General features: G+C 56.3%; 15 protein-coding genes. 12 read left to right on the top strand and 3 right to left on the bottom strand.

What is annotated here, in order from left to right; genetic code table 11:
* The first annotated feature begins 9 nt into the window (after nucleotides 1-9).
* The 12 genes from CU100_RS25865 (at nucleotide 10) to CU100_RS25810 (ending at nucleotide 14,224) form a co-directional block, all read left to right on the top strand.
* Nucleotides 10-1,488: an aldehyde dehydrogenase gene (locus CU100_RS25865; protein ID WP_106719520.1), complete on the top strand. Its 1,479-nt coding sequence runs from the start codon at nucleotides 10-12 to the stop codon at nucleotides 1,486-1,488.
* A gap of 186 nt (nucleotides 1,489-1,674) precedes the next feature.
* Entirely contained in the window at nucleotides 1,675-2,124 is a 450-nt protein-coding gene (locus CU100_RS25860; protein WP_106719519.1) for a tripartite tricarboxylate transporter TctB family protein, read from the top strand.
* Nucleotides 2,124-3,626: a tripartite tricarboxylate transporter permease gene (locus tag CU100_RS25855; protein ID WP_106719518.1), complete on the top strand. Its 1,503-nt coding sequence runs from the start codon at nucleotides 2,124-2,126 to the stop codon at nucleotides 3,624-3,626. Before CU100_RS25860 ends, CU100_RS25855 begins: the two co-directional genes overlap by 1 nt.
* Nucleotides 3,627-3,702: 76 nt before the next feature.
* Nucleotides 3,703-4,788: a 2-methylaconitate cis-trans isomerase PrpF family protein gene (locus CU100_RS25850; protein ID WP_407070383.1), complete on the top strand. Its 1,086-nt coding sequence runs from the start codon at nucleotides 3,703-3,705 to the stop codon at nucleotides 4,786-4,788.
* Nucleotides 4,789-4,916: 128 nt separating this feature from the next.
* Nucleotides 4,917-5,864, top strand: coding sequence for a LysR substrate-binding domain-containing protein (locus tag CU100_RS25845; protein WP_106719517.1), 948 nt, complete (start codon nucleotides 4,917-4,919; stop codon nucleotides 5,862-5,864).
* 187 nt (nucleotides 5,865-6,051) lie between these two features.
* Nucleotides 6,052-7,047 (top strand): Bug family tripartite tricarboxylate transporter substrate binding protein, encoded by a 996-nt coding sequence (locus CU100_RS25840; protein ID WP_106719516.1) that lies wholly within the window; start codon nucleotides 6,052-6,054, stop codon nucleotides 7,045-7,047.
* 104 nt (nucleotides 7,048-7,151) lie between these two features.
* On the top strand, nucleotides 7,152-7,682 hold the full coding sequence (locus CU100_RS25835; RefSeq protein ID WP_210204118.1) for a thiamine pyrophosphate-binding protein: 531 nt from the start codon (nucleotides 7,152-7,154) through the stop codon (nucleotides 7,680-7,682).
* 2 nt (nucleotides 7,683-7,684) lie between these two features.
* The gene (locus tag CU100_RS25830) at nucleotides 7,685-8,284 is read left to right on the top strand and encodes a thiamine pyrophosphate-dependent enzyme (protein ID WP_106719621.1); all 600 of its coding nucleotides are present in this window, start codon (nucleotides 7,685-7,687) and stop codon (nucleotides 8,282-8,284) included.
* A 15-nt stretch (nucleotides 8,285-8,299) separates the two neighbouring features.
* Nucleotides 8,300-9,658 (top strand): CapA family protein, encoded by a 1,359-nt coding sequence (locus tag CU100_RS25825; RefSeq protein ID WP_106719515.1) that lies wholly within the window; start codon nucleotides 8,300-8,302, stop codon nucleotides 9,656-9,658.
* Between the two features lie 34 nt (nucleotides 9,659-9,692).
* On the top strand, nucleotides 9,693-11,087 hold the full coding sequence (locus CU100_RS25820) for an MmgE/PrpD family protein (RefSeq protein WP_170113977.1): 1,395 nt from the start codon (nucleotides 9,693-9,695) through the stop codon (nucleotides 11,085-11,087).
* Entirely contained in the window at nucleotides 11,084-13,828 is a 2,745-nt protein-coding gene (acnA, locus tag CU100_RS25815) for an aconitate hydratase AcnA (protein ID WP_106719513.1), read from the top strand. The genes CU100_RS25820 and acnA overlap by 4 nt, the downstream gene beginning before the upstream one ends.
* Before the next feature lie 15 nt (nucleotides 13,829-13,843).
* The gene (locus tag CU100_RS25810; protein WP_106719512.1) at nucleotides 13,844-14,224 is read left to right on the top strand and encodes a carboxymuconolactone decarboxylase family protein; all 381 of its coding nucleotides are present in this window, start codon (nucleotides 13,844-13,846) and stop codon (nucleotides 14,222-14,224) included.
* Nucleotides 14,225-14,857: 633 nt separating this feature from the next.
* On the opposite strand, the gene CU100_RS25805 is transcribed toward CU100_RS25810, so the two are convergent.
* The 3 genes from CU100_RS25805 to CU100_RS25795 are packed head-to-tail and all read right to left on the bottom strand — an operon-like array spanning nucleotide 14,858 to nucleotide 18,472.
* Nucleotides 14,858-16,642: a helix-turn-helix domain-containing protein gene (locus tag CU100_RS25805; protein WP_170113976.1), complete on the bottom strand. Its 1,785-nt coding sequence runs from the start codon at nucleotides 16,640-16,642 to the stop codon at nucleotides 14,858-14,860.
* Nucleotides 16,643-16,650: 8 nt separating this feature from the next.
* Nucleotides 16,651-17,535 (bottom strand): substrate-binding domain-containing protein, encoded by an 885-nt coding sequence (locus tag CU100_RS25800; protein WP_106719510.1) that lies wholly within the window; start codon nucleotides 17,533-17,535, stop codon nucleotides 16,651-16,653.
* Between the two features lie 52 nt (nucleotides 17,536-17,587).
* Nucleotides 17,588-18,472, bottom strand: coding sequence for an SMP-30/gluconolactonase/LRE family protein (locus CU100_RS25795; protein ID WP_106719509.1), 885 nt, complete (start codon nucleotides 18,470-18,472; stop codon nucleotides 17,588-17,590).
* Nucleotides 18,473-18,476: the final 4 nt, after the last annotated feature.

Raw genomic sequence — 18,476 nt, 5'->3', positions numbered from 1 at the left:
GAGGCGGCAATGCAGACTTTTCAACATTATATCGATGGCAAATTCGTTGATCCAAGGGGTGGCGAATGGTTTGAGACAATCAATCCCTTTACAGCCAAGCCTTGGGCAAAGATTGCGCGCGGCAATGCCGATGACGTGGACATGGCCGTCAAGGCCGCGCATCGCGTGTCCAGTCAGGGGCCGTGGGCTTCAAGCACGGCCAGCGAGAGGGGAGCTCTCCTGCACCGCATCGGCGATCTTGTTGCGCGGGAGGCAGAGCGTCTTGCAACCATCGAGGTGCGCGACAATGGCAAGCTGATGGCGGAGATGCTGGCACAGCTGCGCTACATTCCCAACTGGTATTACTATTATGGCGGGCTGGCTGACAAGGTCCAGGGTGCGGTGATGCCCCTCGATAAGAGGGGCTATCTCAACTATACGCGTTACGAGCCGCTTGGCGTGGTTGCTGTCATCACCCCCTGGAATTCGCCGCTTATGCTGACGACGTGGAAGCTCGCTCCAGCTCTGGCGGCGGGTAATTCCGTGGTCATCAAGCCTTCGGAATTCACATCCGCGTCGGTATTGGAGTTTGTCAAGCTTATCGAAGAGGCGGGCGCCCCCGCGGGCCTTGTCAATGTCGTCACCGGTTTTGGGAATGAAGTCGGCAAGCCGCTTGTGGAACATCCTGATGTGGCCAAGGTGGCATTTACCGGTTCCGATGCTACCGGCAAAAGGATCTATGCCGCTGCGGCCCAGACCATGAAACACGTTACGATGGAACTGGGAGGCAAGTCGCCCAACATAATATTTGCCGATGCGGATATGGAAGAGGCGGTGAACGGAGCGATTTCCGGGATCTTCGCAGCCACCGGCCAGACCTGTCTTGCAGGATCACGACTGCTGGTCGAGGATTCTGTGCATGACGCATTCCTGGACCGGCTGATCGAAAAGGTGCGTACCGCCAGAATGGGCGATCCCGCCAACATGGACACGCAAGTCGGCCCCATTACCACACAGCCACAATACGCCAAGGTGCTCAACTACATCGATATCGCCAAGAAAGAGGGAGCCACGCTTGTTATTGGCGGAGAGCCAGGACGGCGACCCGAATGCGGCGACGGCTGGTTTGTGGAGCCAACTATTTTCAAGGACGTCGAAAATCGCATGCGCATCGCTCAGGAAGAGGTTTTCGGACCTGTCCTTTCGGTTATTCGTTTCAAGGACGAAAAGGATGCTGTGCGAATCGCCAACGAGACGATTTATGGTCTCGCTGCCGGTGTGTGGACCCGGGATATCGGCCGCGCGATTCGCATGACGGAGGCGTTGAAAGCTGGAACGGTCTGGGTGAATACCTATCGCGCCACAAGTTTTATGTCGCCGTTTGGCGGTTATCGCCAAAGCGGAATTGGACGGGAAAACGGCGCTGAGATGATCAAGGAATATCTACAGATGAAGAGCGTTTGGATGAACTTCGATGCGCCCTCAGCCAACCCCTTCGTGCAAAGATAAAGCGGAGAATTTGAAGTTGTCGTGACGCATTCCGTTGTCCAGAAGCGGATGCTGGTCGGCAAATCGGAAGCGATCCGAGGTTGAGACGGGCGATAAGGATGTTGGGGCATGGGAGTGCCTGAACCATCTCGCAGCGTCTTGAAGAGGAGATGCGGAGGGAAGCCGCACTGAAGATTGGGAGGAACCATGAAAATTCAGATCAACAAGGATTTCCTGAGTGGCGCGCTCTTCGGCGTCATAGGGCTCGGGACGATAATTCTCGCACAAGGCTATAAGCTCGGAACGCCGGGAAACATGGGGCCGGGCTATTTTCCGATCATCCTCGGCGTGATCATGACTCTCATCGGCGTCACGATGCTTGTTCGATCAACGCTCAAGCCTGAACTGTCGGATCATGTCGCCAGCTGGGAGATCCGACCTCTCATCTTCATACTCGCTTCCGTGCTCCTGTTCAGTTTGCTCATCGATTCCGCCGGCCTCATCGTGGCGGTTATTGTGCTGGTCCTATCAAGCCGGCTGGGCGGGCGTCAAGGCAGCTTGCTCGAACTCGTTCTGATGGTCGTGGTTCTGACACTCATCGCAGTCGGCATCTTCGTCTATGGGCTGAACATTCCCTTGAAGTTGAGGCCCTGGTGATGGAACTCCTGCAACATCTTTCACTTGGCTTCAGCGTCGCCTTATCCCCGATGAACCTGCTCTATTGCTTCGCCGGCGTCCTTTTAGGTACGTTCATCGGCGTATTGCCGGGTGTTGGGCCTCTCGTAACCATCTCAGTGCTCTTGCCGCTCACTTACGGCTTACCACCCGAAGGCGCGATGATCATGCTGGCCGGCATTTATTACGGTGCTGCCTATGGCGGCTCTACAACGGCTATTTTGGTTAATCTTCCTGGCGAATCCTCATCGGCAGTAACCTGCATTGATGGTTATCAAATGGCACGCCAGGGGCGTGCGGGACCGGCCCTTGCAATCGCAGCGATCGGGTCGGTCGTGGCAGGCTGCGTTGGGACTGTACTGATCGCGCTGATCGGGCCACCACTCGGTGAAGTAGCCCTGAAGTTCGGTGCGGCGGAATACTGCTCCCTGATGCTCATGGCACTCATCTCCGCCTCGGCACTTGTACGTGGCTCCCTGGTCAAGGGCATGGGCATGGCGTTTTGCGGTGCGATTTTCGGCTTGGCTGGAACGGACGTGAACTCCGGCATTGACCGGTTTACTTTCGGCATGAACGGCCTTGCAGAAGGGTTTGATTTCGTCGTGGTCGCGTCGGGGCTCTTCGCATTTTCGGAGATCATCGCCAATCTGGGCGTTACCCAGCATCGGGAAGTCTTGCCTGGACAGGTCAAGAACCTCATGCCGTCGCGGGAAGACCTGAAAGCATCTTGGAAGCCCATATTGCGGGGTACCGGCATCGGGGCCATTCTCGGCGTTCTGCCAGGAACCGGGCAAACCATAGCCTCCTTCGCGTCCTACGCGGTCGAAAGAAAGCTTGCAGCCGATCCCTCGCGTTTCGGCAAAGGCGCCATCGAAGGTGTGGCGGGGCCGGAATCCGCCAACAATGCCGCTGCGCAAACGCATTTCATTCCAACTTTGACACTCGGAATCCCGAGCAGCGCGACAATGGCACTGCTACTGGGTGCGTTGATGATCCAGGGGATCACGCCCGGGCCCCAAGTTATGACGCAGCACCCGCAATTGTTCTGGGGGCTGGTCGCCAGCATGTGGATCGGCAATGTATTGCTGGTCATCCTCAATCTCCCGCTAGTCGGAGTATGGGTTACCCTGCTCAAGGTTCCATATCGCTGGCTCTACCCTCTTATTCTGGTCTTTTCCTGCATCGGCATCTACACGGTCAACATGAGTTCAACCGACGTGGCCTTTGCCGCGTTATTCGGCTTGATCGGATATATCTTCCTCAAGCTGGATTGCGAACCGGCTCCGTTTATTCTGGGGTTTTTGCTCGGCCCCATGCTGGAGGAAAATTTCCGCCGCGCAATGCTGCAATCTCATGGCGACCTCAGTGTTTTCGTAACCGCGCCCCTCAGTGCGATCTTTCTCGCGGTTGCGTTTGCGTTGATGGTGATGATGATCTTTCCGATGATCCGCAAACGCAAGGATCAGGCCGTGACGGAAGGCTAAGAGTATGCACCGCCGGATTCCTGCTGCTTTTATGCGCGGCGGTACGAGCAAGGGGTTATTCTTCAAGCCGTAAGACCTGCCGGTTGACCCGGAAATGCGCGACCGTGTTTTGTTGCGGGTATTCGGCAGTCTGGACCCTTATGGCCGTCAGATGGATGGCATGGGCGGAGGCTATTCCAGCACTAGCAAGACCGCGCTCATTTCGCGTTCAAATCGTCCTGACTGCGATGTCGACTATCTGTTTGGCCAGGTTGCGGTCAACAGGGGCTTTATCGACTGGTCGGGTGGATGCGACAATCTTATCGGTGCGGTCGGACCTTTTGCCCTTGAAGAGGGACTAGTGGAACCGCGTGCAAACGGATTTTCCCGCGTTCGGATCTGGCAGGTCAATCTCGCGCAAAGAATCATCGCGGACGTGCCCATGCTTAATGGTCAAGTGGAAGAAAATGGCGGGTTTCTGCTCGATGGAGTGATTTTTCCCGGTGCGGAGATTCGTATTGAGTATCAGCAAGAGGCAGAGAGCCCCGGCTTATTCCCGACGGGAAATGCAGCCGATCGGCTGCAAGTGGTCGGACTGGGAACCTTGGAAGCCACGCTGATCAATGCCGGGATGCCGACTGTCATCGTTGACGCGGCGACGCTCGGACTGGCAGGGACGGAATTGCCTGAGGCGCTCAACAGTAATTCCGTACTGTTTGAGCGCGTCGAATCGATCCATTCGGCCGGGGCCGTGGCTATGGGCCTTTCGGCCACGCTCGAAGAGGCCACCAGGCAACGCCCCCATTCGCCCAAGCTGGCCTTCGTTTCGCCTTCGGTAGACTACATTACAGCGAGCGGCGTCAATATCGAAGCGGGGGCGATTGATCTTGTAGCCCGGATCGTTTCGATGGGAAAATTACACCATGCCATTACCGGCACGGGAGCGATCGCCATTGCCACCGCCCTCAAAGTTCCAGGAACTGTTGCAAACCGCCTCGCCGTCACAACGAACGAAACTGCCACACTTGGGCATGCTTCCGGCTTGTTGAACGTAGGCGTCGAGATTTCCGAAAGGAATGGCAAGTGGCTCCTCGGGCGAATCGTGATGAGCCGTACGGCCCGGCGGTTGATGGAAGGCTGGGTACGAATCCCGATTGAGGTGTGGCCGAACGAAGCGGAATAGACCTTGGCAATTGTCACGCAAGATTTAGCGCGATATCCGCCAATACCCTGTCTTCTCGCATTATTTACATGCAACCAGCGTTGACAGCGACATAGAATGGTTTGTCGCCATTGAGTGCAGGAAACGTCATGGTCCATCTTCGCCAACTTCGTTATGTCATTGAGGTCAACAGGCAGGGCAATCATATATCCGCTGCCGCCGATGCATTGCATACCTCTCAGCCGGGCATGAGCAAGCAGATCCAGGAGTTGGAGCTGGAACTGGGATTTTCGATTTTCCAGCGAAGTCGAAACCGTGTGACCGGTTTGACCGATCCTGGTCGGGAAGTAGTGGAGATTGCCCAGCGAATACTCAATGAAGTGCAGAGCCTCAAAAGCATTCGCGAGGACTATGGCGCTCAAGAAGAGGGGACCCTCACTATCGCCACGACGCATACTCATGCCCGCTATATCCTGCCCCGTGTCATCAAGAGTTTCGTGCAGCGTCATCCCCAGGTCCGCATTGCCTTGTTACAGGGTAATCCTACGGAAATTTGCGAGGCGGTTGAGGCCGGAAAGGCCGATCTGGCGGTGGGAACTGAAACATTGCGGCCGTTTCCACGCTTGCTGCGTCTCCCGTGCTACCAGATTACCCGCAGCCTTATTGCAAGGAAGGGGCACCCCATTTTGCGTGTCAAGAATCTCACGCTCGAAACGATCGCAAAATATCCGATGATCGCCCATGATCCGCATCGAAGCGGTCGATGGAAGATCGTTGACGCTTTTGAGAAACGTGGCATTACGCCGACCATTCTTTTTGATGCCGTTGATGCCGACGTGGGCAAAACTTATGTGGAACTGGGTTTGGGTATCGCCGTGATGGCGACCGACGCGGTCAATCTGCGCCAGGACAGGGATTTACGCTCTCGCGATGTGGGACATTTGTTTGAGGCAAGCACCAGCTACGTTACCCTGAGGACCAATACCTATATCCGGCGGTTTATTTTCGACTTCATCGAAATACTGACTCCCGAGCTGACCCCCGAATACGTGCGCTCGACCCTTCGCGGGCGCGAGCAGGAACAGATAACAAAATAGGGTCAACGGCAGCATTAAAGACCGGCGCAGCCTGGCATTCCCTTTTGCAAGGTTTCACCGAATGCAACTGCTAGGCCCGGCAACTCAGTATGCTGCAAACGAATACTACTATCGAAAATCAGGCTTTGCCTCGGTGCATTGCGATTAATAAGCTTTGCTCAATGATAAAAAGATATGGGAGGAATACATGTTTGCCTATCGCAGCCAAATCGCCAGTCTGGCACTAACCGTATTTACTGCCTACACCGTGCCGGCCTTTGCCCAAGCAACGGACTATCCCAGTGAGACCGTCAAGATCATCACTCCATTCGAAGCTGGGGGTGGGACCGATATCGTCTCCCGCCAGTTGGCGCATAAGCTTGAAGGCCTGTGGAACAACAATCCGGTTCTTGTTGAGAATAAGGCCGGAGCCAATGGGAATTTAGGCACCGATATCGTGGCAAAGTCCAAGCCAGATGGTTATACGCTGCTTCTGACGACCAATGCCACTATCGTCATCAATCCTCAGCTGTTTGGAGACCAAGTCAAGTATGACCCCGTAAAGGATCTGGCGCCGGTCTCGATGCTTTCGGCCCTGCCGTTTGTGTTTCTCGTGCCGCCCTCGTCCCCCGCCAAGACAATGGAGGAATTCATTGAGATGGCGAAGAAGAGCCCCGGTAAGCTCGGCTGCGGTTCATCTGGCGTCGGTGGGGGCGCCCATCTGGCGCTGGAAATGTTGAAAGCTCGCGGGGGTCTGGATATTACGCATGTGCCTTATAAGGGAACCGGTTCATCGATCACGGCGCTGCTTGGCGGCCATATCGATTGTCTGTTCGTGTCCATCCTGAGCGCCTCGCCATACATCAAGCAGGGCCAGCTTCGTCCGCTTTCTGTCAGCAGTCTCAAGCGAAACGCATCCTTGCCAGATACACCGGCGGTTGCCGAATTGCCTGGCCTGGACGGCTTTGAATCGGATCTCTGGTATGGTCTGTTGGTTCCTGCAGGCACCGATAAGGCGATCATCAATAAAATCCACGATGGCGCCAAGGCCATGATCGACGATCCGGAATTCCGCAGCAAGTTTGAGCCGACAGGTGCGGTTCTGGTCGGCAATACCCCGGAAGAGTTCTCCAAACAGATCGAGGGAGACATCAAGAAATGGACACAAGTGATCAAAGAATCCGGCGTCGCTAACCAGCTCTAAAGTCGCGCAGACTGACCGAGAATTGAAACGATCCGCACGGCTTGGGACTTGCGGATCGATCGGCAGAGCTTACCAAAATACCCACCAATTTGCATGGAGTTGACGTGAAACACGAATCTATATCCCGCGTCTGGCCAGATGATATCTTTGATGCGCTCAAGAAAGCGGATGTGAAGCAAGTCGCCTACGTTCCCGATGCCGGACATATCGAACTCATAGCGAGCTGTACAGGCGATCCGGATATCACAGCAGTCTCGCTGACGACGGAAGAAGAAGGCATCGCAATGCTTGCCGGGGCTTGGCTCGGCGGTGACCGCGGCGCTCTCTTAATGCAGTCATCAGGTGCGGGAAACTGCATCAACATGCTGAGCGTTCCACTTCACTGCCGCATGCCCTTGCTTATGATCGTCACGATGCGTGGTGAGTGGGGTGAGTTCAACCCGTGGCAACTGCCCATGGGTCAAAACACCGAACGGGTTTTCCAGGATATGGGGGTCTATGTCCAGCGCGCCAATCACGCGGATGAGGTTGGGCAGGTCGTCTATGCCGCGTCCCAACTGGCCTTTTCTTCTAACTGCGTTGTAGCGGTTCTTCTCAGCCAGCGCCTCCTCGGCTTCAAGGACTGGAGTAAATGATCATGACCGACAGGAAAAAAGGCACGCTCGATCGACGTTACGTCATGAGGACCATTGTCGCGCAAAGAGGCGATACGCTCATGGTCACGGGACTTGGATCAACCACCTACGATGCGGGTACAGTTGATCATCCCAACACGTTTTGCCTCTGGGGTGGCATGGGTGCGGCGGCCATGACGGGACTTGGATTGGCACTTGCCCAGCCGGAACGCCGGGTGCTGGTCATGACAGGGGATGGAGAGGCGCTTATGGGTCTCGGAGCTCTCGCGACGATTGGGGCGCAACACCCCAGGAATCTCGCCATCGCCATTATAGACAACGAGCACTATAGCGAAACAGGAATGCAGGCGACGCATACTCAACGCGGCGTCAGCCTTGGTGCGGTAGCCCAAGCCTGCGGCTTCGCCCAAAGCGAAACCATTTATACCGAAGCAGAGCTTGAAGCTATGGTGCCAAAGCTTTTCGGTGCCGAGGGACCATTTTTCGGTGTCATCAAGGTCAATACCCAGCGCTATCCCATGTCTATCCGCGTGCGTGACGGTGCCTATCTGAAGGACCGGTTTCGCGAAAATCTTCTCGGGGCGGAGCGCGCTTATTACTAGGCGGGGAAGAAGCGAATGTCGCAAAATAGAGAATGGAAAGTGGTGCTGGCGGGGGAGTGCATGATTTCTCGTCCGTTCTCGGTTTATGAGGAACCCGAATTTCTCGGCGTCCTCGATCTGCTCCGTAATTCGGATGTCACCTATGCGCATCTGGAAATGAATTTCGGAGATGCAGATGATCTTGATTGGGCGTCGCGCGGGGATTGGGTGGCGAGCTACATGATCGCGGAACCTAAGCTTGCAGACGAACTCAAGTCCGCCGGCATAGATCTGCTTTCGCTTGCCCATAACCACAGCTTCGATTTCGGATCGCTTGGATTGCTAGCGACAATCCGGCATTGCCGCGAAGCCGGATTTGCATGTGCGGGCACGGGGCGGGATCTCGAGGAAGCCCGTGATCCAGTCTATCTCGAAACGCGAAAGGGCAGGGTAGGCCTTGTTTCCGTCAGTTCCGGCAACAAGGCGTATGAGTGGGCCAGCCATCCAAAGGCGCAGTTGCTTGGGCGCCCGGGGGTCAATCCGCTACGGGTGACGATGAAATATCAGGTCGACGATAGCGCCGCCGAACAATTGCAACGGGTTGCCAGCCTACTTGGCATAGGCGTCAAGCGTGAGAGTGATGAGGGAGAGGAGGAGATTGCCTTCAATTTCCCCGGCGATCAATCGACGCGTACATCCGCAAGATTTATTCGCGGAGAAAATTTCGAGGTTTCGAGCGAGTGTCATCCCCGCGACCTCGAAGGAAACCTACGATCCATAGACGAGGCGGCTACCATGGCGGATCTCGTGATGGTCGCCCATCACTTCAATATTTCAGAAGGGCCGCGAAGCGATAACCCTCCGGGATTTGCACGGCAGTTTGCCAAAGCGGCGATCGATGCGGGAGCGGACATCTATATTGGTCATGGCTGGCATAAGACTCTAGGAGTGGAGATTTATCGTGGTAAGCCGATTTTCTACGGGATCGGCAATTTCATTGCCCAGTCTGAGTTTGTGCGCCGGGTACCTTACGACAGCTATGAAGCCTGGGATCACGATGTCGACCGGTTACCAACGCTGACGCCAGCCGCCTATCCGCTGGATCCCGGTCTCGATCTTGCTCCTTGGTGGAGTTCGGCGGTGATCGAAATGGCCTGTGACGGCGAGGGCCTGCGTGAAATTCGTTTTCATCCCATCGAAATGGGCCGACAGGCGACATCCGGCGGAACGATAACCCGGCGGACCGGCAAAGGCTCTCATGCTTTGACCGAGGGACGCCCATTCTTGGCTGATCGGGAGACTGCCGAGATCGTATTAAATCGCCTCAAAACGCTTTCCGCGCCGCTTGGCACAATGATCGATATAGAGGACGGCATCGGCACTATCCGGCTTTGACATAATGCCCTCTTCCCAAGACAAAGGACACCCGATGGACGGCGCGGCGATACGAAGTCATGCGCACGAATTGATTGAGTTCGTGCAGGATATCAACCTTGATGAAATTCCGGCGGCGGTAACGGAGCAAGCGAGAATTTGTCTGCTCGAAGCGCTGGGCTGCGGTGTTTTCGGGGCAACTCAGCCGTGGTCGCGCATTCTTGCCGATGAGATCGTTTCCGAAGGAACGCAGGGAGCAAGCACTATTATTGGTCGCGCCGACCGCGTGGCGGCTCCAGGTGCCGCTTTGTGCAATGGCACCGCCATTCACGGTTATGAGCTTGATGATCTCATTGCGGAATCGGTCACCCATCCCGGTGCTGCGGTAATCCCGGCTGCTCTTGCCGCGGCTGAGGCGGTCAATGCCAGCGGCGCAAAGCTGCTGGAGGCAATTATTGCCGGCTATGAAGTAATGCACCGCATCGGTCTTGCCGTCGGGGCCGAACCGTCCCGCCGGGGCTTCCATGTTACCAGCTTGGCAGCGCCCGTGGCCGCAGCCACCGCAGCAGGAATTGTGATGAATCTCTCCCGCGACCAGCTTTTTTCGGCGATTGGATTAAGCTGTTCGGCGGCCTCGGGTATCAAGAGCTTTTCCATTGGCAAGGGCGGCGGCATGGTAAAGCGGTTGCACCTTGGACGTGCCGCCGAGGCTGGCGTCCGCATGGGCCAGCTAGCGCAGCGAGGTTTTCTGGGACCCCCTTTTGCCATAGACAGCCATTTCGGGCTGATCGAGGTATTCGGAGGCAGTAGTGCCGCACCGGAACGATTGAGCCGGGGACTCGGTGCAAACTGGGCGATCACCCAAACATGGTTCAAGGTTTTCCCGATCTGCGGCTGGATTCAATCGGCCGTACAACTCTTGCTTGAGTTGAGGGGAGCCGAACCGCTGTCGCCGCGTGAAATCTCCAACGTTCGTATCGGAGTCAGCAAATATGCCGCTCAGAACAATAGCTCGCCAGCGCCCATCGATACGATGGGCGCACAATACAGCATTCCTTATTGCGCCGCTCTGGCCCTGACCGGCAATCCCCGGGACCCGGATATGTTCGCTGTTTCAGCGGTCAATGACCCCGTCATCAGGGAGCTTGCGGGCCGTATCGAAATCGTTGTGGATCCCCGTATCGAGGCCGTCTGTCCCGCGCAATATGGGGCGAGCGTATCGCTGGATTTTGCCGATGGCCGTACTAGCGAAGGAATGGTGCTGGATTGCCATGGCACACCTGCCGATCCCTGTACGGAGGAGGAAAGTCGCACCAAGTTCAAGCTTCTGACGCGAGGCCGGCTTGCCGATGACCAGGCGGAACTGCTCACCGAACGCGTGTGGACACTGGCTGCCTTGCCATCTGTGCGGCTGCTTACAGAAAATTTTACTTTGGCGAGGTCTGCATGAGCGTGTCGCTGCATGAAATCACGCGACGCGAGATTGACGTCGCGCCTGATGGAAAGTTGCATTTCTTTTCGGTTCCCGCTCTGGAAGAGCATGGAATAGGCAAGGTATCGCGACTGCCTATATCGCTGCGGATCGTGCTGGAATCTGTTTTGCGCAATTTGGACGGTAGAAAAGTTCTGCCCGAGCATGTCGAGCGCCTCGCCAATTGGCAACCGAACGCACTGAGGGAAGAGGAAATACCATTCACCATCGGGCGTATCGTGTTGAATTGTGCCGCCGGTATTCCCTTGCTCGGCGATTTGACGGCCATTCGCGGTGCAATGATGAGGCTGGGATATCCCGCCGGGACGGTAGGTCCGAAAGTGCCCGTGGACATGGCGCTCGACCATACTTTGACCGTCGATTACCACGCCAGGCCGGATGCCCTTCAGCTCAATACTGAGCTTGACATAAAGCGTAATGCCGAACGCTACCGCTTCGTCAAATGGGCAATGCAAGCCTATGACGGTATCCGGCTCTTTCCACCGGGAGCCGGTATCCTGCATCAACTGAATCTTGAATTGCTTGCGCCGGGTTTCCTCGTCAAGGATGGCGTTTGCTATCCGGATACCCTGGTTGGGTCGGATTCTCATACCTGCATGATAGCGGGGCTGGGAACAGTCGGTTGGGGTGTCGGCGGGATTGAGGCCGAAGCCGCTATGCTGGGCGAGCCCGTCTTCTTCCTGACGCCAGATGTGGTGGGTGTCCATGTGACGAATGGGCTACGGGACGGCGTGACCGCGACGGATCTTGTCCTGCATGTCACTGAGATGATGCGCAAGGCCAAGGTCGTTGGAAAGTTCGTTGAATTTTTTGGTGAGGGTGTGGCAAAGCTAAGCGTGCCGGACCGAGCCACCATCGCCAACATGGCTGTCGAATATGGCGCCACCATCGGCTATTTCCCTGTTGATGAGCAGACTTGCAGCTATCTTCGGCAGACTGGGCGCACGGAAGAAAAGGTCCGCGCGGTCGAGAAAGTCTACCGTGCGCAGGGTTGTTTCGGCGCAGTTAAACCAGGCGAGATCGATTATTCCGAAGAACTGCAATTAAATCTGGCAGACGTTGTACCAAACCTAGCCGGTCCCAAACGACCGCAAGACCGTGTGCCGCTTGACGATTTGAAGCCTCGTTTCGACGAACTGTTGCACGCGCCAATCACCAATGGCGGCTATGGCAAAACAAAGACGTTTAATGGCGGCGATGCGGCTTACCACGATGAACGCGATCATGTCGTATCCGATGGGGACGTTGTTATCGCCGCCATCACTTCCTGCACCAATACGTCAAATCCGGGCGTAATGCTGGCCGCAGGTCTTGTAGCCAGGAAAGCGGTAGGACTCGGACTGAAAGCCCGGCCGTGGGTAAAGACATCGCTCACCCCCGGATCGAAAGTGGTCAGCCGGTATCTCGAAGCAACCCATCTTCAAAAGTCCCTCGACGCTCTCGGCTTCGTGGTTGCAGGCTATAGCTGCGCTACATGTGTCGGCGCATCAGGACCGATCGATTCCAAACTCGAAACCCAGATCACTGAACGCGACGTGGTGGCTTGCGCAGTACTCTCGGGTAACCGTAATTTCGAAGCACGCGTTCACCCCGCTGTTCGCGCTTCGTTTCTTGCGAGCCCGCCGTTGATCGTAGCGTTTGCGATCGCCGGGCGTGTCAATATCGATCTTGCGACGGAACCGCTTGGGCTGGGAACGGATGGGCTGCCGGTCTATCTTCGGGACATCTGGCCGACACCCGAAGAATTGGCCGATGCGCAAGCTCTTGCTGCAAACCCCGCCTTTTATCGCGAGACCTATGCTGGAGACATTGCCGCAAACGATCCGAACTGGAAGAAAATCCCACAGATCACCGGCGAACTCTTTCCCTGGCAAGATGATTCTACTTATTTGCAAGAGCAGCCATTCCTTGCACCAGAACTTTCGGAATCGGCTCTCAAGCCGATCATCGGCGCTCGCGTTCTGGCAATATTGGGTGATTCCGTGACGACTGATCATATCAGCCCGATCGGCAGCATCCGGCAAAATTCTCCTGCGGGAAGCTATCTGGCGAAACTCGATGTCGCGCCTGCGGATTTCAATAATTTCGGCGCGCGTCGCATGAACCATGAGATCATGATGCGGGGGGGATTTGGCAATCAGCGCCTACGCAATCTCATGGTACCGGACGTGGAGGGCGGAATTACCGCCTACCAACCGGGTGGGGAACGCATGAGCATCTATGATGCTGCTCTACGCTATCAGGCAGACGCTGTGCCACTGATCGTCATAGCCGGTCACGAATACGGTACAGGCAGCGCCCGTGACTGGGCGGCGAAGGTAACGCGGCTGCTCGGTGTGCGTGCGGTTATTGCCAATAGTTTCGAACGTATTCACCGCAACAATCTGGTGGGAATGGGCGTGATGCCTTGCCAGTTTACGCAGCCTGTCGATGTCGCCGATCTTGGCCTTGATGGATCGGAACGTTTCGACATTGTCGGTCTGAATGAGGCCGCTCCAATGCGCCAGCCGTTGAAACTGGTCATTCACCGAGCCAACGGCGAAACCACAGAAGTGCCTCTCATTCTTCGTCTCGATACCCCCGCAGAGGTGGAATATATGCGCAGCGGCGGCATCATGCCCTACATACTCAACCAATTGATTATCAAGGCGGAACTTGCACCGTCCACCGATATGCACAAGCATGCTTCCAACCATTGAACAGGAGACATACACATGGACCAGACTACATATGACAAAGGCCTTCGTATACGCCGGGAAACACTGGGCGACAGCTATGTAGACAAGGCACTAGCCGAGGCAGACGATTTCACGCAGGACCTGCAACAGCTTGTCACCACTTATTGCTGGGGTGAAGTCTGGGGGCGGGAAGGACTTGACCGCAAGACGCGGTCCACCATCAACCTCGCCATGATCAGCGCCCTCAACCGTCCGCATGAATTGGCTGCGCATGTTCGTGGTGCCATCAATAACGGCCTCACCAAGAATGAGATCAAGGAGATTCTCCTGCAGGTGGGTATCTATTGTGGCGTGCCGGCGATGGTCGATAGCTTTCGGATTGCACGCGAGGTGCTGAATAGGCTGGAGGCCGAATAGCGGAGGATCGTGCCTCTGCCTTGGCACAAATTATGCGCAACGCCGTGCCAACGATCCGATCAGGGTATTTTATCGATTCAATCAATTCTGACGCTATTTATTGGAGGATTAGATTCGATCTTCCCCGGCATTAGCTAATGGGAAATGACCGATACATATCGATAGGCCACGGACCTTTTACAGCTGCAGATGCGCCCAAAACCTTTAAAACAACAGGCTAACTTTCAACGGTCCCGTGGATATGCATCATCTACCCGTCATTGCGGTAACTGAACTAACGCCATGAATTGACCGAGATGGGGCTAACTACGGACTGTAGGCTTTTTCCACCGAAATCAGTAACTCTGCCATTCAGGTGGTGACTACAAGGCGTTATCTGATGATGCGCGGTGCGTGCGCAGTTATATTACAACCACCAAGAGTCGGGATTCATGGGTTTGCGGAGGACTTGGGTTTGGTGGACGGAACGTCATGACCTCTATAAATTTGATGTTGTAGCGGCTTACGGGGGGTCTGTGGACAACGTCCCGTTATTGCACGCTTTCATTGTCCTTCGGCAACCCCATGCTGGGGGCGCCGGCAGACCACCCGCCGCTAGGCGGCCTAGGGGGAACAGCGCTTCGCTCTCGATGACTATGATCCCTTCATGCCCAGCATAAAGAGCGCGATCTGCAGTCGGAACATCTGTCTAGGATCCTTGAAGTCAATTCCAGCGATTTTGGAAATGCGGTCGAGCCGTTGCATGACAGTCTTATAGTGGATGCCAAGTGCCTCCGCCGCCTTCGCTGCGTTGAGGCCTGCAGCGAAGTATGCCCGGATGGTGGCGATCAATTCACCGGTTCTACTTCCCTCATATGCGAACACCGTGCCCAAAGCCGCTTCGATGTAGGCGGCGACGTCATCGGGTTCGGCGTTTCTTAGCAGTAGCGCCTCCGGCGTCGCATTCAAGTCTGCGGTATGATCTCCAGCCTTGCCAAGCATGACGACGAGGTCTACCGAATTGATGGCTCTGCGCACGGCCTTGTCAGCGTTCACCACGGGCTCTGGGCAAAGCACCGATCCGACGGCAACGCGGCCGCCAGCGACAATATTGATGGCGCCCTGCAAGCTCTCCGCGCTCACTGGACCTCCTTCTTCATAGAGGGCCAAAGCGACACCCTCACTCTGCGCGACGAGGTGGGGAACGTCGCCTATAGCCTGGCGAACCATCGACATCAGCGCTTCGGGCGAGTGCTCCCCAGATCGGAATGCCGCGATCCTGCATGGCTTCAGCAGGTCGATCTGAAGCTCTCCCCGGAACGCGGTGGCCTCTCCGACACTTACCCCCGCTGTCATGAGCCTTTGGAAAACCGCACTGCCCACCAATGCCTTTTCGATGCCTCGGACTGTTTTGCGGAGTAAAAGTGTTTCGGCCGCTTGGACAACACGCTCTAGTATCCGCCGGTCGCTGCCCGTTAGTGCGGCGTTGGTCTTAACCCGCAGTGTCAGGACGGCGGGATCGCCGACACCGGACGAATAAGACTTTTCCTCGAGAGGCACGTCCGCGTCTCCGCCGAGCGCGGGAACGAAGCCTGCGGTCGCGTTCAAGTCTTTCTCGATGACCGAACTCAACTCCTCCAGAGAACCATTGCGTTCCAGAATGGCGACAATCCGGCGATGGATCGACGCCTCCCGCTCCGATGCGGCGAGACGCGCGTTCAAGGACTGGTATGCGATCTGCGTCTGTTTGAGGGATGCCTCCTCGCGTTCGAACAAACGAGCGTTCTCAAGCGCCACCGCAATGAGGGCGGCAAGGGCCTGCAGCCATGAAACCTCCGAGGCGGTGTAATGGCGTACGACGCGATCGGCGACAAACAATGCGCCCAGGAATTGGTTTCGGGCGATAAGAGGCACTCCGACCATTCCGCGGACGCCCTCTGCCTTGATACCTACGTCGACCCGAGGAAGGTGAACAAGTCGCTCGTCTTTTAAATAGTCGGGTGTGAAAAACGGCTCCCTGAGCTGAGAGACTTTTCCACCCATGCCCGCTCCCAAGGGTACGTGCAACGATCCGAAATCGGAGGATACCGATCCTACGGTGGCAGTGACGCGCGTCCCTTTCGATTGCTGATCATAAAGAGCGAGGTAGGCAAGGTCGGAGTTCAGCAGCACCTTCGCCCGGTTTACGGCCGCCTGAAGCACTTGCCCAACGACATGAACGTCGATTATTTCCGTGGCGGTTTCGTAGAGAGCCGTCAGGATAGCCTGTTGTCCGCTTTGCTCCCGTATTGTCGACGCGGCTTCACCCAGCCCGGAACGCGCGCTGGCGATGTCGAAACTATCCGACGAAAGAATTTGCTCGAGTCGCGCCGCGAGTTCTTCTCCAAGACTTCCTCGGTCCGCCGGAGTGGTTGTGCCAACAATACGTTTCTTTTTCACCGGGACATTCATCTCGTTGACCTAACCACGTTGAAGTAGTCCGTGGTCACGCCTGGCGTCGTACGATAGGAGACACGCCTGATTTCGGGGCGACGGCCCGCGGCCTCAACATGAGCACAGAGAAGATCGATTGCCTCGGCCGCCAGCACATCGTTGGGAGGAGCGATCGTGGTGATGTCGTAGAACGGAGCGCCGGTCATATGAGACGAGCCATTGCCGATGATCCACATATCGTTCGGGACGGAAAATCCGGCGGCGAGGAGTGCTTCATAAACGCCACATGCGACGTCGCCGCTAGTGCAGTAGACAGCCTGCGGGAGTGCTGACACCTGGGTTAAGAAGGACTTGAACCGCTCTGCTGCCGCGGGCCGGTCATCGATACATTCAACGATATGTTCACCTCTCACAACCAAATCATAGGTGGAAACGCCCTTGAGGAACCCCCGAAAAGCGGGACGACTAGGGTCATATTGTCCGATGATAGCCACGGAGATGCGTCCAGCCGAAGCGATGTACTCTGCAGCCCAGTAACCCGCTTGTTCCGCGTCATGGATCAACTGATCAACGAGCGTACCGTTACGGATGGAGTCTGCCACCAAAACGATGGGCCTGTCCGCATTTGCGAACGCTTCGGGATTGACGATATCGGTTGCAAGAATCACTCCACGCACACTTGGAACTATGGCCGACACATCGGCGAAGCTCAAATCGGCGGCAGCCTCAAGAAACAGCGGCCGGAAGCCTCGCTTGCGAGTCTTGATCGCCAATTGGCTGAGCAATTCGAGGTTGGCGCCAAGAGTATCGACCGCGATAACGATCGGGCCAGCCGGACCGCCATCGTCGTTCACTGCGCCAGCCTTACCAAGGTGATCTATCAATGCACGCTCCAGCATTATTCTGTGTCCCAATCACTTACTGAAGGCGTGCGAAGACTAATCGCCGCCTTCAGTCGAACCTCGGCCGATGCAACGGCAATCCTTCGCACGGCACATCCAGCACCTCAACACATGAATTGAGGACCTCCGTGACAAACGCGGTCCTCCGTCCCTGTGCGAACGCGATGTTTGTAGGACGCAATCCGTTGGTCGGGAGGCGCTCGGAAACTTTGCCCTCAGGATCGAGGACAGTCACGTCACCTTGACCGTACACGGTACAATAGAGCCTCCCATCGGTTCCGAAGGCCATGCCATCCGGCCCCCGCCAGCCCGCCGGTCCGTCGGCCGTATTCACGTTCCCAAACAGCCGGCGCTCGGGCGCATCGGTGTTCAAGACATCGTACTGGTAGACGTTGCCCCCGATCGTCTCGTTGACGTAAAGCTTGTCGTCAGGGCCAAAAGCTAAGCCGTTGGTGAACTTGATGCCGTCGTCGAAGCGGCGGAGAACCTTCGATGTTAACGGGTCGATCACATACACACATCCGCGGTAATCGAGATTGGCCCAATCAGGGTTGATCGCGATCCCGGTGATGAAGACCGTGTCGAGGACACCGGAGTCCGTCAGATAAAGCAGTCCGTCAGGCCCAAACCTCAAATCATTGGGCCAAAGAAAGCGGTTCTCCGGATGGTCTACGACCGATCTCAACGACCCGTTGACATTGTAGCAATGCACTTGTCCCTCACGTGCCTCGGCTACCCACAGCCGGCCGTTTCCGTCGACGGTCATTCCGTTGGGTCGGCCGCCAACTCTGATTTTAACCTCCACATTGTCGTCGGAGACGCGGGTGACGCAAGCGCGATTCCCGGCCATCTCGACGATCCAGACGCTGCCGTCGGGCATCGCCACGGGACCTTCGCCTTCGGTGATGCCTTTGGCAAGTACAGGGTTGGACATGATC

This window comes from Phyllobacterium endophyticum (assembly GCF_003010935.1).
Classification (GTDB): domain Bacteria; phylum Pseudomonadota; class Alphaproteobacteria; order Rhizobiales; family Rhizobiaceae; genus Phyllobacterium; species Phyllobacterium endophyticum.
The sequence above is the reverse complement of the archived record's forward strand: the minus strand, read 5'-3'. Positions and strand labels throughout refer to the sequence as shown.